Source organism: Paenibacillus terrae, assembly GCF_005217525.1.
Lineage (GTDB): Bacteria > Bacillota > Bacilli > Paenibacillales > Paenibacillaceae > Paenibacillus > Paenibacillus terrae_C.
This window is the reverse complement of the sequence record NZ_PNXQ01000016.1, coordinates 1,161,781-1,175,651: the sequence shown is the minus strand read 5'-3', so window position 1 is coordinate 1,175,651 and position 13,871 is coordinate 1,161,781. Positions and strand designations below refer to the sequence as shown.

Sequence of the window (13,871 nt, the reverse complement as noted above, 5' to 3'; positions counted from 1 at the left end):
AATCTTAGGTGTTTGGTGCAATTTACATATGAATTCAACTTTTAGAGACAATAAGCTTAATGAGTCGGATAAATTCTTTGGCATCCTGTTCGTCCAGCTTGCGAAGAATGCTCTCGGTCCAGGCGATTCCTTCATTATACTTGTCAATCATAAATTGCTTGCCTGAATCCGTAATGAATACAATCACCTTACGTTTGTCGGTGACATCGGTATGGCGTACAACCAGACCTTTCTTCTCCAGGCTCTTCAGCGCCGTTGCTACCCGTCCCGTACTGACAGACAAGTATTCGCTCAAGTGGCCCGAGGTAACCCCGCCCTTATTTAAATTCAGACATATGAGGATCCCCATTTCACCACGTGAGTAGTGCCCTCGCTCCTCTAATGACGGTTTGTGCTTTTTGACAATATACTCGAATATTTCTGTCGCTAATGTCTTATAATCCAATGGTCACAACACCTTCTAGCTTTTATCTTATACTATAAGATAATAATGATGCCCAGGTAAAAAGTCAATTCGAGAAAAAATGGAATAAAAGAAGCATCCATGACGGGAATATATTGAATGGGATCGATGATCTTGGAAAAAGAAGCACGTTCGGCCGATTCGCGTCGTCTACCAAGTGATTGAATGTTACAATGGAAGCCAATGGTCAAGATCCTGGAGGGACGATTACGATGCATATTGAACTCAGTCGCAATAGCAGTGTCAAATTATATGTACAAATTGCCAAAACATTGGCGGACCGTATCCAGTCCGGACTGCTGCCTCAGGGTACAAAGCTTCCTTCTGTCCGCCATTTGTCCAGTCTGCTATCCGTTAGCCCTGTAACTGTAAGCAAGGCGTATGCGGAGCTCGAATCCATACAACTTGTGGTGTGTACACAGGGAAAGGGATGCTATGTAGCCGAGCCTTCTGTGTCATTGCATCGTGAGGAGGCGCTGGATTTATCATGGCAAATGTCGCTGATTGATTACTTGCCGCGTGCACAGTTGTGGAGAAACTTTAATCATAGCCGTCAGGTTCCCTATTCATTTCATATTGCGGCAGTTCAGCCAGAGCTTCTTCCCACTCGTGAAATCATTGACGATACCCGACGTTTATCCTCCGAAGATCCCGATGCGATGGCTGTTTACGGCACCTTCGAAGGGGATGTAGAACTGAGGGAAGTATTTGCAGTTCACCTGAGCGAACGTGGAATCCGTACTGAAGCAGAGCATCTGCTTGTGACAAGCGGCGCCCAGCAGGGGATTGATCTTGTGGCGCGTACGTTCGTTGGTCCTGGTGACGTCGTCTATATGGAGGCTCCTACGTATACGGGTGCGATTGATGTATTCACCAGCCGAGGTGCCAAGGTGGTCATGATTCCGATGGATGAGCAGGGCATGCGCATGGATATCCTGACACGCCTTTGTGACATTCATCCTCCAAAGCTGATCTATACGATACCTACCTTTCATAATCCCACTGGAATAACCTTAACGACGGTCAGACGCATGCAACTTCTGGATCTGGCGCAAAGTTATCATTGTCTGATTGTCGAAGATGATCCGTTTTCTGATCTGTACTACAAAACAAAGCCGCCGCTTCCCATCAAGGCGCATGATCTGTCCGGACATGTGATTTATATTAAAAGCTTCAGTAAAACCGTCGCTCCCGGCTGTCGTATCGCTTGTGTAGTGGCTACAGGAAGTGTGCTGGACCGCCTTGTGGCAGCCAAGTCAACTACGGATCTGGGAAGCCCTTTGTTGACGCAAAAAGCATTGTTACCTTTCATCAGGCATCGGCTGGATAACCATCTCGTCTCGTTAAGAGATCAAATGCAGGACCGTCTGACCACTGCTCTGCACACACTCCAGCGCTTTGCCCCTGCAGAAGTCACCTGGCAAGCACCTGAGGGTGGTCTTAATATATGGATAAAACTACCGCCTGCTATTGATATCGAAGAGCTGGGACGATTAGCTGATCGTGAAGGTATATCCTTTTTACCAGGAGGGGTATGTTATGCAGGTGGTATGGAAAGTAATCATATTCGTATTTCCTTTTCATACACGGCCAAGGATACACTCGAAGCAGGATTGCGCAAGTTATGCCGCTTGCTGGGAGAACTGCTTGACCGCTCGGTCATCATGGAACGAAGGCCTATTTTGTAAGGATATTTGCAATAGGGGGTAATCATCCAATCACTGGGAGCCCCTTCGTAATATGCTGTACTAATTCACCGAAAGGAGTTGCACATTATGAGTCATTGCCCTAACGAACCGATCGTGTGCCCGCCGATCCAATTTGTAAATCATCAATTTTATCCGCAAGTTGTTCCCGTTGTTCATCCGATTGAGATTATCAATCAAGCGCACATTATACCTGTACCACACCATGTATTCCCAGTGACTGTAAAGGATCCAGGTGACCCTTGCTGTCACACCCGCAGTCATACTCGCAGTAATGGCAAGCGTCAGGTACGTAGCAGCTCTAAGCGCTAAGAGATTACAAAAAAAAGCAGCCATGGAGCGTACATGGCTGCTTTTTGCCCAAATGGAATCTCTTTACGTTTCCAGCATCTTCAAGAGAGATTTTATCTTGTCACCTAAATGCTGTGGATAAAGCTGCAAAGGAACATACGGACGTTGAGCCGCTTTCAACGCCTTATATACATCGATTTGGCCATATCCGAAATATTTGTCATGCCCCGGTGTACCCAAATCAATCACGCTGTTTCTCATTAAATCCATGACCTCTTTGTTCGTTAGGTCGGGGTTGATGGAACGAACGAGGGCCGCGAGCGCTGATACATGCGGACTGGCCATCGAAGTGCCTGAGAGGGCAGCGTATTGGTTCCCTGGATACGTGCTTGCTATGCTTGCGCCGGGGGCCATAACGTCAACATAATCTCCGTAGTTAGAAAAGGAAGCACGGTGCATGGATGCGTCTGTGGCAGATACGGCAAATACTTCAGGATAGGCAGCGGGATAGCCGGGCCGTTCCGTATTATCATTTCCTGTGGCCGCGACTAATACAACATCCTTGTCATAGGCATATTTAATCGCATCGTGCAAAAATTCAGCTTGCGCATAATTGCCGAGGCTCAAATTAATGACCTTGGCTCCATGGTCTGCGGCCCATATAATTCCCTCTGCCACGGAATATGTGGTACCGGAGCCGGATTGATCGAGTACCTTGACTGGCATAACCTTGTTGTACCATGTCATGCCAGCAACACCCTCGCCGTTATTCACGAGCGCGGAAATGATGCCGGCAACATGCGTTCCGTGACCGACGTCATCGTAAGGCTTTTCCTTCGGGTTGACTACGTTGTGTCCCGGCAGGATTTGGCCCTTTAGATCAGGATGGTCCATATCCACTCCCGTATCCACGACGGCTACGACGACATTTTTGCTGCCTTTGGATAATGCCCAGCCCCGGTTGGTTTCGGTGGCTGGCAGATTCCACTGATAGCGGGAAAAGAGTAGGTCATTCGGAATAGAGACATCCGACGCTTTTACGGGTGTTTTTTTATTAGTCAGATACATGTAGTGAGGTTCTGCATATACCGGGTTCCACTTCTGCGAGAAATATTGCTGTAGCTCTTTGAAGCTCATGTTATTCGAATGGAACACATACGTATAACCGAGCTTTCGGCCTGGCTCACAGTTCAAATCTGCTGCAATTTCGCGTAATTGCTGTTGATCAGGATTTTGGCGAAAGCGAACGACGATTTCGTTTTCAAAATAATGGCTCGCATTTTCATTGTCATGACCCGTCTTGACGGTAATATCATGCAGTGTGTCGGGATGTACAGATTCGATTTTGTAGCTGCCCTCCTTCGGGTATGGAATCAGGCGCAGGTTTTTGCGCTGATGCTTTTCCACGTCATGAAGCACTTGCTGGCTGACCAGCGCGGCAACGCCGTATGTTCCGTCAGTCGCTGGCTCTGCCATGACAAAATATTTTCGACCCTCGACCTGAAAGGCTGCGGATTCGTAAGATTTGTTTTGCAGGACGGAACGGCGAGCCGCATCTAGACTGTTTTTGACTTGAACGTGATTAAGTAGACGGGGTTGTGCCTTGCTGCCTGTGTAGGTAGTGCTCTTTCCTTGACGTGTATTGATCCACTGTAGCGTGTGAAGATGACTGTGCGACTGCTGAAGCTTGCGGACAAAATGCTTTTTCTGATCATTGGTTTTACCATTCAGTTCTCGCATTACGTATTCAATATCCTGCCTAGCATCCATACGGGTGATGGTATCCGTAGCGGACAAGTCCAAAGCCAACATTCCTTTTTTGAGCTGCTTTTCCTGCTGTGGCACCATTTTTGCCGCATATTCGGGCTGTGGTGTGTGGCGGTGATCTCGGGAAGGCAGCATCAGGGTGATGATAAGCACCCCGGCGGCTGCTCCGATCAGAGGTTTTAACCATTTATGCCGAGACATGGGACCGTCCTCCTTGGGAGTTTATGAATTTATGGTTTAGCGTGAGAAGGTTGGCATGTTTTTATACCTTTCAATCTTTATTTGTGTTAGGATAAATACTGAAAATTACAGCTCTTTCGTTTAAGAAGGATCTATTTTCGGGTAACCAAATTGATGAACAAGCAACAAATAAGGGGGAGCTTCATTGATGTCAGCAGTCAACGTACAAAAATTATGTGAGTCGGCGCAGGAGAAACTGAAATCTGCCGTGGAACGGGTGGAAGCATTTCTTAATGAGCATGCACTGCCGGAACTGGCTGTGGATGGAAGTGAGGAGTCTGTACTCTTTTACAAAGGCTTTTTGTCGGATCTCCGCCATGTCCTTGTTTTTTCCGAAGTAACTTATGAAAAGCTGGGTGTATCCTTGCGCCGTGCCAACTTTGACGTGGATTTTGCGGAAAAGGCATTGTATAACGTTTACCATGACTGCGTGAACAGCTTTTTTTATCCCAAAAATGAATCTTACGCAGAGGACGGACGCTACGCTTATACGGGACAAGATGCTATACGCTTCCGTAAAACGCCAGTAACGCCTGCCCGCGAAGTGATCATGGACATTACGAAAAATTTTGAAGAATTGCGCGATGATCTTGCTTATTATGAAAGCGATTATTTGACTCAGCGCCGGATGCAGACTCGTCGTACACATGTGTAAGCATCTAGCCAAGTGATTTTTTCAATTGAAAACAAAAACATATGAGACAAGCAAGCCGTTTCCTGTTTGCTTCCTTCCAGTTTGGGGGAAGTGCCGGAGACGGCTTTTTTCGTATGTCACCAACTGCCATATGCCATGTGCGCATAGGTGAACGCTGCGGGGGGGACAATGAATCCGAGGTGATAATCATGAGCCAAGAGGCCAAGCCAATAGTCAAATGCAGCGTAGACAATTGTCATTATTGGGGAGAAAACAACTTGTGCAAGGCAGATTTGATCATGATAGAAATTGACAGTCATGCCAGGAAAAAATTTGATGAAGAATATGCGGGTGAAAGCTTCAGCTCAGCCGAACGTGACCAGGCTGCAACATCTGCTGCAACCTGTTGCCACACTTTCAAACCAAAGTCCCTGTAAAAATTCATACCGCGAATCATTACGTATTTGGAGGTGTAGTGTATTATGGAGGATCATGAAACTGATAAGCATCAAGACCGTGAGCGTGTGGACTACCCCCGTCGCATTAAAGAGCGGTCTGCCAAGCGTCGCAATCACCGGGAGGAATATGCGGCTGAGGTAGCTCCCGGCTCACCAGCCGTGACTCGGCATGAGGAAAAGGATGAGCAGCATGTCAAAAGCCAAACTGGACGTATCTCTGGCTATATCGGTCTAGCCGCAGGAATTGCTGCACTGTTTATGTGGTCAATTGTGCTGGGGCCTATTGCTGCAGTGTTGGGCTTTTTTGCTTATGTAAATGGGAACAAAACAACAGGTATTTGGTCGATTGGACTGGGTGCGCTGGCGACATTAAGTTACTTTGCTTTTATTCCGTTTGTTCGTTGATCTTGTGAAGGCACGAAGAGCCGGGTGATCGCTTGCTCTGTTCGAGTAAAATTATTGTAGCAATCTATCTGTATTGACCCAGTACCATGAAGCTCCGCTGTCAATTCGACAGATACGGAGCTTTTTTTTCGTTAAAAAGTATGGCAGTACATAGCAAAACGTTGTATCATAAACAGTAATGATAGGCTGTTTGGGATATAACAACTAAAGAAAGTTGGGAATACCATATGCAAATAGATCCGCGCGTGTCCAAGTCCATAATTGATGCGCAGTTGTTGAATAATATAGGTACTACAGCACAAACGGGTACAACGGATGCTTTTTCCGGATTACTTGAGCAGGCAGGGCAGTTGGAGACAGATGATGCTGCAGCTCGTGTAAATTCAGGTGACGTTACAAGGGATGAAAATGGGTTGCTCTGGCTCCAATTGGGACCATCGAGGGGAACGGCTTCGCCATTGGCGGTATATCCTGCTTCCAGCACAGCAACCGATGGGCCGACCAAACCTACAGCTTATGATGATTTAATTAACGAGGCCAGCAATAAATACGGGGTTCCGGTGTCGCTGATTAAAGCGGTCATTGATACGGAATCCTCGTTTAACCCGCTGGTCACTTCTTCAGCAGGAGCCAAAGGGCTTATGCAGCTTATGGATGCTACGGCCCAAGGCTTGGGAGTTAGCGATGCGTATGACCCTGCACAGAATATTGATGCCGGAGTTCGTTATTTGTCTTACCAGATTAAGCGTTTTAACGGACAGGAAAATATGGCCTTGGCAGCTTATAATGCAGGCCCCGGGCGTATACAGCGACTGGGTGTGAATAGTGACGAGCAGCTGATGGCTGTGCTGGACAAGCTTCCGGTAGAAACGCAAAAGTATATTACCAAAATTCAGAATGCGCGTGAAAAATATACGTATTAAGCCCTGTAGCTTATAAAGAAAAAACATAATTTTAATCAGACAGGTCCGCAGGCAGGATCAATATGGGGAAAGGGTGTCACTGTGTAATACAGTGGCCTTTCCCTGTTTTGGTCTTTTTTTGTTGTAGAGGTTACAGGGCAGAAAGGGGAGTTCCATGATATATTTTGATTATGCAGCGACGACTCCGCCTTTTGAAGAGGTGATTACGACAATTGCTGAGGTGATGAGACGCCATTATGGCAATCCGTCCTCAATGCATCGGTACGGGGAGGATGCGGATAAGCTGCTTAAGCGTTCCCGGGAGGTTTGTGCTACAGCATTGGTCGTACATCCGGCGGAGATTGTGTTCACATCCGGGGCAACGGAAAGCAACAATCTCGCTATTAAGGGAGTGGCCTTGCAGTATCAGGCCAGAGGCAAGCATATCGTCACAGTATCGACGGAGCACCCGTCCGTGTATGAAGCTTGCAGACAACTGTCAGACCTCGGTTTTGAGGTCACATTTCTCCCCGTTGACGCGGAAGGGCATGTCAGTGCCGAGCAGGTATGTGCAGCTATCCGCAAAGACACGATTTTAGTCAGCATTATGCATGTCAATAATGAGACGGGAAGGGTACAGCCGTTGCGTGATATCGGAGTTGCGTTGAAGGAACAGTTCCCACGTGTACTGTTCCATGTCGATGGTGTTCAGGGCTATGGAAAGCTTCCGGTGGATATCCGGGGCTGGAAGGCTGATCTGTACAGCCTGTCCGCACATAAGCTGCGTGGTCCCAAAGGAGCCGGACTACTTTTTGTTCGGGAAGGTGTGGAGCTTTTCCCACTGCTTAGCGGAGGCTCTCAGGAGCAGGGATTTCGTGCAGGTACGGAAAATGTTCCGCTGCTCGTCGGTATGTCCAAGGCGGTCCGGCTGGCAGGAGAGCGGCAAGCAGAGGCAGCGCAGCGTATGACTGGGTGGAGAGACCGGATAGCGGCGGAAGTGAAGACGATCCCTCAATTGCGACTGAATAGCGGGGAGGAAGCGCCGCACATTGTCCATTTTTCGTATCCGGGTATGAAGGCAGAGGTGCTGCTGCATACGCTGGAGCAATTGGGCGTGGCAGTATCGACCCAATCGGCTTGTTCCTCCAAATTGGCCGAGCCTAGTCGGGTATTATTGGCGATGGGTCGCAATAAGGCGGAGGCGTCCGGCGGTATTCGGATCAGCTTCGGCGATGAACATACAGAACAGGATATTGACGAGCTTATTCTCGCGCTTCGCCAGGCTGTGGCACAATTGGAATCCCTTGAAAGGTGGACACGTTAAAATGCACTATGACATGCTGTTGCTTCGCTTTGGCGAATTTACATTGAAAGGGAAAAACCGCGCCCGTTTTGAAAAAGCGGTACTGAATCACGTAAAACTGTTGCTCAAGCCGTTTCCCGGTACTTCTCTGCGTAAGGAATTTGGACGGATTTATGTCGTTCTCGGGGGAGAGTCTTATGAGCAGATCATCCAAGTGTTGCAAAAGGTGTTTGGTATCACCACCATCAGTCCTGTTAAAATGGCTCCTGTTGAGCTTGACACGATTATTGAAACCGCTGTAGCCTTGATGCGTGAGTTGAATCCGACGGAAGGAACGACCTTCAAGGTCAATGCTCGCAGGGTGTGGAAAGGATTTGCACATTCTTCTCATGAGATGAATCATTTGATTGGCTCGCCGGTACTGCGCGAATTTCCAGTGTTAAAGGTCGATGTCCGCCAGCCGGATATCGAGCTGCGGGTGGAAGTCAGAGAGCAGACGGCTTATATATTTAGCGATATTATTACTGCTGTAGGAGGCTATCCGTTAGGTACAAATGGTAAAGCTATGCTGCTGCTCTCGGGCGGAATTGACAGTCCGGTAGCGGGATGGTCCTCCATGCGCAGAGGATTGGAAATCGAATGCGTCCATTTTTACAGCTATCCGTTTACGAGTGAGCGTGCGAAAGAAAAGGTTATTGACTTGGCGAGGGTATTGGCGGGTTACGCCGGACGCATCAAGATTCATCTCGTACCTTTTACAGAGGTGCAGACTGCTTTTACACGCACTGGACAGGATAATCTAATCATTACGCTGATGAGACGGTCCATGCTGCGTATTGCGACGATGCTGGCGGAGCGCGAAGGCGCGCTGGCGCTTGTAACGGGTGATAGTCTAGGCCAAGTAGCCAGCCAAACTTTATCGAGCATGAATGTGATTGGGCGTTCGACGGAACTACCGTTGCTGCGTCCTCTCGTGATGATGGATAAACAGGAAATTACGGAAATAGCCAAGCAAATCGGCACATATGATCTATCTATCCTGCCATATGAGGATTGCTGCACATTGTTTGTTCCCAAATCCCCAACGACCAATCCTAATTTATGGGTTGTTCAAAAGATCGAAGCCTCTATTCGGGATTTAAATACTTTGCTTGAGCAGGCCGTGGCTACAACGGAAACTGTTGTGCTTGAGGCAGATGGAGCTATAGAGGGACGTAAAGAGGAAGTTGTGCAGGAGGATTGGTTTTAAAATCTTTTGAGATGCTACGTTTAGCGGTATATAAAAAGGCAGATTCATCGACTATTGTCGGGTCTGCCTTTTTTAAATTATAGATATACAAGTATTTTTCTTGAAATTATTTCAAAACGGCTTTTTTTCGCCTGGATATGGATCTGCGGTTTTGAAGATAGCCTGTGAGCAGAATACCAGCCATCACTGTGGCAATAAACAGGATGCGCAGTGCGGGGTGTTCGGTAAAGTATGGCTCCAGCTTGCGTTCCTCAGTAATCATATTAGAGGCGGTATAGCCAAGCACAGCCGAGCCCAAATAAATGATCCAAGGAAATTTGTTAATAAGCTTGATGAAAAGAGTGCTCCCCCACACGACAATCGGTACGCTGATCAGCAGACCGAGCACCACCAATATCAAATGCTGCTGGGCAGCGCCTGCGACGGCGATTACGTTGTCCAGCCCCATGGCTGCATCGGCTATTATGATGGTTCGGATAGCCCCCCATAAAGTCGTTCCGGCTTTGACTTCGGCGTGGTCCTCCTGATCTACCAGCAGCTTATATGCAATCCATATCAGCATTACACCCCCGACGAGTAACAGCCACGGCACTTGAAGCAGCCAAAGCACGACAATCGTGGCGGCTATACGAATGAGTAGAGCACCGCCGGTACCATACAAAATTGCTTTTTTTTGCGTTTCGGTCGGTAGCTTTCGGGCGGCAAGTCCAATGACAATAGCATTATCTCCTGCAAGCAGAAGGTCAATAAATATCACATTAAGCAGTAGCCCAAAAAACTGAAATCCGGACATGTCAATCGTTCTCATCTCCCTGATTAAACAACCTAAGTTCAGTATGCTCTGTTTATGATTAATACCCGTTTTTCGGAAATACGATTCATTATATTGCTGTTTGCTATTGATTTCAAGGATTATGCTCAACAAGTCTGGTATTGATTTTTAATAAATTATGTACACAGCATAGCCTCGTCCTATTTTGCATACAAGTAGCATGGGGGTGTTTGTACACATGGAGCATATCATTTTGCTGTTGAAAATATTAATGATCAATTTGGTGTTAAGCGGTGATAATGCGGTTGTTATAGCCATGGCGAGCAAAAACTTGCCTGCAAGGCAGCGGAGCCAAGCAATATGGTGGGGGGCGCTCGCCGCAGTTGTCCTGCGCTGTGTGTTGACTTTTGCAGCTGTCCTTTTGCTGGGAATACCCTTTATTCAGGCGGCAGGCGGTCTGCTTCTGTTATGGATTGCATTTAAGCTGCTTTATGAGAATAACGATCATGTGGGAGTAAGAGCGGAAACAACTATATGGAAGGCTATACAGGTGATTCTGGTGGCGGATTTTGTGATGAGTCTGGATAATGTATTGGCTATTGCAGCACTTGCAGATGGGGATATTGCGATCATTGTCATCGGTATTGCGATTAGTATTCCAATTGTTGTATGGGGGAGTAACGTTATTGCAGTCTGGCTTCACCGTTTCCCTGTACTTGTTTTACTTGGATCTGCAATATTGGCTTTCACAGCAGGTGAAATGCTGCTGCGTGATCCCAGGCTGGGAGCGTGGTTAACCGGGCCTGGGGAAGTTTTACCTTCATGGTTGCCGGGATTGCTGGCCGCCGCAGTTGTAATTGCAGGAATAGTTCAGCAGTTGCAAGCCCGCCGTATTTGAACGTAGTTTTTTTGGAAAACATCGGCTAAACTAGATATAGGGCTTTTGCAAACGCCAGGGAATCTACTCGGTTTTTGTAAAAACACTATAAAATCCAGCAAATAAAGGAGACCACGATGAATTCCAGAAAAGAGCGTATGATCGGGTTGGGCATCATTGCCGTAGGACTGATTATTTTGTTGGGAAAACTGGGGGTCTTCTCCTTTTTGGGACGAAGCTTCTGGCCCTTGCTGATTTTAATACCTGGTATTATACTGCATGCGATGTACATGATGCGTAAGGTTTCTCCCATTATGCTGTTGCCGGCCGGGATTTTGTCGGTGTACGGTTTTTTATTTTTTCTCTGTAATACATGGGGCTGGCATCTGATAGCTTTTCTATGGCCTATGTTACTGCTGGGTGTCGCGATTGGATTATGGGAATACGCTATTAATGATATAACGCTGTCTCGCACTATATATACAGGGAGCATGATTTTAGGACTAGTTTCGGTACTTCTACTGATTATTAGCATGTTGAGGACCGGAATGATTTATGTTTTTGCAGTGGTATTGATCGGTGCTGGGATATGGCTGATTGTTAACAATCGTACCAAACGTAAATGGTGAAACGACAAGCAGTGCAAAATTTATGGCGGTAAATTACGGAACAGCCAATAATGTCTTGCTTTATGACATATTTCAACTATAATATAATGGATATGATAAGAGCGTCGGAATGTTTTCTGACGCTTATTTTAAGGTTTTCACGCGAATCGGAAAGAGAAGCTGCCTGCAATGCCTGAAAAATACAGAGGGTTGGCAGGGAGCGGGCCTGAAGAACGATTGTTAGCCTTGGATAAGCATTACTTTCAGGATAGAGACACTATTTTGATATACGGAAAGGATATGGATACAAACCATGCATGCAAGAGAGAACATTCGCAATATTGCTATTATTGCCCACGTCGACCACGGCAAAACGACGCTTGTCGACAAGCTTCTTCAACAGTCCGGAACATTTAGAGATCACGAGGCTGTTCAGGAGCGCGCCATGGACTCCAACGATCTGGAGCGTGAACGCGGTATTACGATTTTAGCTAAAAATACAGCTATTACGTACAAAGATTTTCTGATTAACATTGTGGATACACCGGGACACGCCGACTTTGGCGGCGAAGTGGAACGGATTATGAAAATGGTTGACGGTGTTTTGCTCGTCGTTGATGCTTACGAAGGTTGTATGCCGCAGACTAAATTTGTACTGCGTAAAGCGTTGGAGCAGAACCTGACGCCAATCGTTGTTGTTAACAAAATTGACCGTCCGGCAGCTCGTCCAGCCGAAGTAATTGATGAAGTACTTGATCTGTTCATCGAGTTGGGTGCGAGTGATGAGCAGTTAGAATTCCCTGTTGTGTATGCTTCAGCTCTGAACGGAACATCCAGTTTGGATGCCGAAAAGCAAGATGATAACATGCAGGCATTGTACGAAACCGTTGTGGATCACATCCCAGCTCCAACGGAGAAAATAGATGAGCCTCTTCAATTCCTCGTAACACTGATGGACTATAACGAATATCTTGGCCGCATTGCAGTTGGTCGTGTAAACCGTGGTATTATCAAGCAGGGTCAAGCGGTTACGGTTATGCAGCGTGACGGCAGCAGCAAATCAGCGCGTATTGAGAAGCTGTTCGGTTTCCAAGGTCTGAAACGGATTGAAACCGATCAAGCGGGCGCTGGTGATATTGTGGCTATTGCAGGGATCAAGGATATTAACATTGGCGAAACGATTGCCGATCCAAACCATCCTGAAGCTTTACCTGTACTCAAGATTGATGAGCCAACGCTTCAAATGACCTTCCTGGTTAATAACAGCCCATTCGCAGGTCGCGAAGGTAAATGGATCACATCCCGTAAACTCCGCGAGCGTCTTCTGAAAGAGCTCGAAACGGATGTCAGCTTGCGTGTCGATGAAACCGACAGTCCTGACGCATTTATCGTATCTGGACGTGGTGAGTTGCATCTGGGTATCCTGATTGAAAACATGCGTCGTGAAGGTTATGAACTGCAAGTGTCCAAGCCGGAAGTAATCGTGAAGGAAATTGATGGCAAGAAAATGGAGCCAATTGAACGTCTCCTCATTGATATTCCTGAAGAAAGCATGGGCGCAGTTATGGAAAGTCTGGGATCCCGCAAAGCTGAAATGGTCAACATGATCAACAACGGCACCGGACAGGTTCGTTTGGAATTCCTGATTCCTGCACGTGGTCTGATTGGTTACACTACGAACTTCCTGACTTTGACTCGTGGTTATGGCGTAATGAACCATGCGTTTGACAGCTATGGTCCATTTGTTGGCGGTCAAGTCGGTGGACGTCACCAAGGCGTACTCATTTCAACAGAAAATGGTACTACTACATTTTATGGAATGATGGGTGTAGAGGATCGTGGTATTCTGTTCCTGGAGCCGGGTACTGAGATTTATGAAGGTATGGTTGTCGGAGAGCATACACGTGATAACGACATCGTTGTTAACATTTGTAAAGAGAAGCAATTGACGAACGTCCGCTCTGCAACAAAAGACGATACCGTAAAACTTAAAACACCACGTATTTTCTCTTTGGAACAGGCGCTTGAGTATTTGAATGATGATGAGTACTGTGAAATTACACCTAATGCTATTCGTTTGCGCAAAAAGATTTTGAACAAAAGCGAGCGCGAGCGTGCAGAAAAACAGCGTAAAACAGCACAAGCAAATTCGTAATTGATTGGATTGGTTTTGGCCACAGCGGCGACGCCCGGCAA

The 13,871-nt window shown here is 47.0% G+C and carries 14 protein-coding genes; 11 read left to right on the top strand and 3 right to left on the bottom strand.

Annotated features, from left to right (window positions below; all coding sequences use genetic code 11):
- Positions 1-34: 34 nt before the first annotated feature.
- The gene (locus C1I60_RS23035) at positions 35-445 is read right to left on the bottom strand and encodes a MarR family winged helix-turn-helix transcriptional regulator (RefSeq protein ID WP_137063802.1); all 411 of its coding nucleotides are present in this window, start codon (positions 443-445) and stop codon (positions 35-37) included.
- Positions 446-675: 230 nt separating this feature from the next.
- Between C1I60_RS23035 and pdxR the strand changes: the two genes are divergently transcribed.
- The gene (pdxR, locus tag C1I60_RS23030; protein WP_137063891.1) at positions 676-2,151 is read left to right on the top strand and encodes a MocR-like pyridoxine biosynthesis transcription factor PdxR; all 1,476 of its coding nucleotides are present in this window, start codon (positions 676-678) and stop codon (positions 2,149-2,151) included.
- Positions 2,152-2,238: 87 nt separating this feature from the next.
- Positions 2,239-2,481 (top strand): hypothetical protein, encoded by a 243-nt coding sequence (locus C1I60_RS23025; RefSeq protein ID WP_137063801.1) that lies wholly within the window; start codon positions 2,239-2,241, stop codon positions 2,479-2,481.
- 63 nt (positions 2,482-2,544) lie between these two features.
- Here C1I60_RS23025 and C1I60_RS23020 read toward each other — a convergent pair whose 3' ends face one another.
- Positions 2,545-4,428 (bottom strand): S8 family peptidase, encoded by a 1,884-nt coding sequence (locus tag C1I60_RS23020; protein ID WP_137063800.1) that lies wholly within the window; start codon positions 4,426-4,428, stop codon positions 2,545-2,547.
- A gap of 187 nt (positions 4,429-4,615) precedes the next feature.
- Here C1I60_RS23020 and C1I60_RS23015 point away from each other — a divergent pair, with 187 nt between their 5' ends.
- The 6 genes from C1I60_RS23015 (at position 4,616) to thiI (ending at position 9,418) form a co-directional block, all read left to right on the top strand.
- Positions 4,616-5,122, top strand: a complete 507-nt coding sequence (locus tag C1I60_RS23015; protein WP_137063799.1) for a YpuI family protein — start codon at positions 4,616-4,618, stop codon at positions 5,120-5,122.
- A 188-nt stretch (positions 5,123-5,310) separates the two neighbouring features.
- Positions 5,311-5,538, top strand: coding sequence for a DUF1540 domain-containing protein (locus C1I60_RS23010; RefSeq protein WP_137063890.1), 228 nt, complete (start codon positions 5,311-5,313; stop codon positions 5,536-5,538).
- A gap of 45 nt (positions 5,539-5,583) precedes the next feature.
- Complete coding sequence (locus C1I60_RS23005) at positions 5,584-5,964, top strand: hypothetical protein (RefSeq protein WP_137063798.1); 381 nt, start codon at positions 5,584-5,586, stop codon at positions 5,962-5,964.
- Between the two features lie 227 nt (positions 5,965-6,191).
- The gene (locus C1I60_RS23000; protein ID WP_137063797.1) at positions 6,192-6,887 is read left to right on the top strand and encodes a lytic transglycosylase domain-containing protein; all 696 of its coding nucleotides are present in this window, start codon (positions 6,192-6,194) and stop codon (positions 6,885-6,887) included.
- A 154-nt stretch (positions 6,888-7,041) separates the two neighbouring features.
- Positions 7,042-8,190, top strand: a complete 1,149-nt coding sequence (locus C1I60_RS22995; protein ID WP_137063796.1) for a cysteine desulfurase family protein — start codon at positions 7,042-7,044, stop codon at positions 8,188-8,190.
- 1 nt (position 8,191) lies between these two features.
- Positions 8,192-9,418, top strand: coding sequence for a tRNA uracil 4-sulfurtransferase ThiI (gene thiI, locus C1I60_RS22990; RefSeq protein WP_137063795.1), 1,227 nt, complete (start codon positions 8,192-8,194; stop codon positions 9,416-9,418).
- Between the two features lie 106 nt (positions 9,419-9,524).
- Here the strand turns inward: thiI and C1I60_RS22985 are convergent, their stop codons facing one another.
- Entirely contained in the window at positions 9,525-10,226 is a 702-nt protein-coding gene (locus C1I60_RS22985) for a TerC family protein (protein ID WP_137063794.1), read from the bottom strand.
- Between the two features lie 202 nt (positions 10,227-10,428).
- On the opposite strand from C1I60_RS22985, the gene C1I60_RS22980 reads away from it, so the two are divergent.
- The 3 genes from C1I60_RS22980 to typA all read left to right on the top strand — a co-directional run bounded on the left by C1I60_RS22980 (position 10,429) and on the right by typA (position 13,830).
- Complete coding sequence (locus C1I60_RS22980; protein ID WP_137063793.1) at positions 10,429-11,088, top strand: TerC family protein; 660 nt, start codon at positions 10,429-10,431, stop codon at positions 11,086-11,088.
- 116 nt (positions 11,089-11,204) lie between these two features.
- The gene (locus tag C1I60_RS22975; RefSeq protein ID WP_137063792.1) at positions 11,205-11,696 is read left to right on the top strand and encodes a hypothetical protein; all 492 of its coding nucleotides are present in this window, start codon (positions 11,205-11,207) and stop codon (positions 11,694-11,696) included.
- Between the two features lie 292 nt (positions 11,697-11,988).
- Positions 11,989-13,830 carry a translational GTPase TypA gene (typA, locus tag C1I60_RS22970; protein WP_137063791.1) on the top strand — a complete coding sequence of 614 codons (1,842 nt, stop codon included), beginning with the start codon at positions 11,989-11,991 and terminating at the stop codon, positions 13,828-13,830.
- The last annotated feature ends 41 nt before the right edge of the window (positions 13,831-13,871 follow it).

Bases quoted from the DNA above. Each gene is read 5' to 3' on its own strand.
- C1I60_RS22985 (WP_137063794.1), bottom strand. From the start codon at position 10,226: ATGAGAACGATTGACATGTCCGGATTTCAGTTTTTTGGGCTACTGCTT.
- thiI (WP_137063795.1), top strand. From the start codon at position 8,192: ATGCACTATGACATGCTGTTGCTTCGCTTTGGCGAATTTACATTGAAA.
- C1I60_RS23010 (WP_137063890.1), top strand. From the start codon at position 5,311: ATGAGCCAAGAGGCCAAGCCAATAGTCAAATGCAGCGTAGACAATTGT.
- pdxR (WP_137063891.1), top strand. From the start codon at position 676: ATGCATATTGAACTCAGTCGCAATAGCAGTGTCAAATTATATGTACAA.
- C1I60_RS22995 (WP_137063796.1), top strand. From the start codon at position 7,042: ATGATATATTTTGATTATGCAGCGACGACTCCGCCTTTTGAAGAGGTG.
- typA (WP_137063791.1), top strand. From the start codon at position 11,989: ATGCATGCAAGAGAGAACATTCGCAATATTGCTATTATTGCCCACGTC.
- C1I60_RS22975 (WP_137063792.1), top strand. From the start codon at position 11,205: ATGAATTCCAGAAAAGAGCGTATGATCGGGTTGGGCATCATTGCCGTA.
- C1I60_RS23025 (WP_137063801.1), top strand. From the start codon at position 2,239: ATGAGTCATTGCCCTAACGAACCGATCGTGTGCCCGCCGATCCAATTT.
- C1I60_RS23000 (WP_137063797.1), top strand. From the start codon at position 6,192: ATGCAAATAGATCCGCGCGTGTCCAAGTCCATAATTGATGCGCAGTTG.
- C1I60_RS23005 (WP_137063798.1), top strand. From the start codon at position 5,584: ATGGAGGATCATGAAACTGATAAGCATCAAGACCGTGAGCGTGTGGAC.
- C1I60_RS22980 (WP_137063793.1), top strand. From the start codon at position 10,429: ATGGAGCATATCATTTTGCTGTTGAAAATATTAATGATCAATTTGGTG.
- C1I60_RS23020 (WP_137063800.1), bottom strand. From the start codon at position 4,428: ATGTCTCGGCATAAATGGTTAAAACCTCTGATCGGAGCAGCCGCCGGG.
- C1I60_RS23015 (WP_137063799.1), top strand. From the start codon at position 4,616: ATGTCAGCAGTCAACGTACAAAAATTATGTGAGTCGGCGCAGGAGAAA.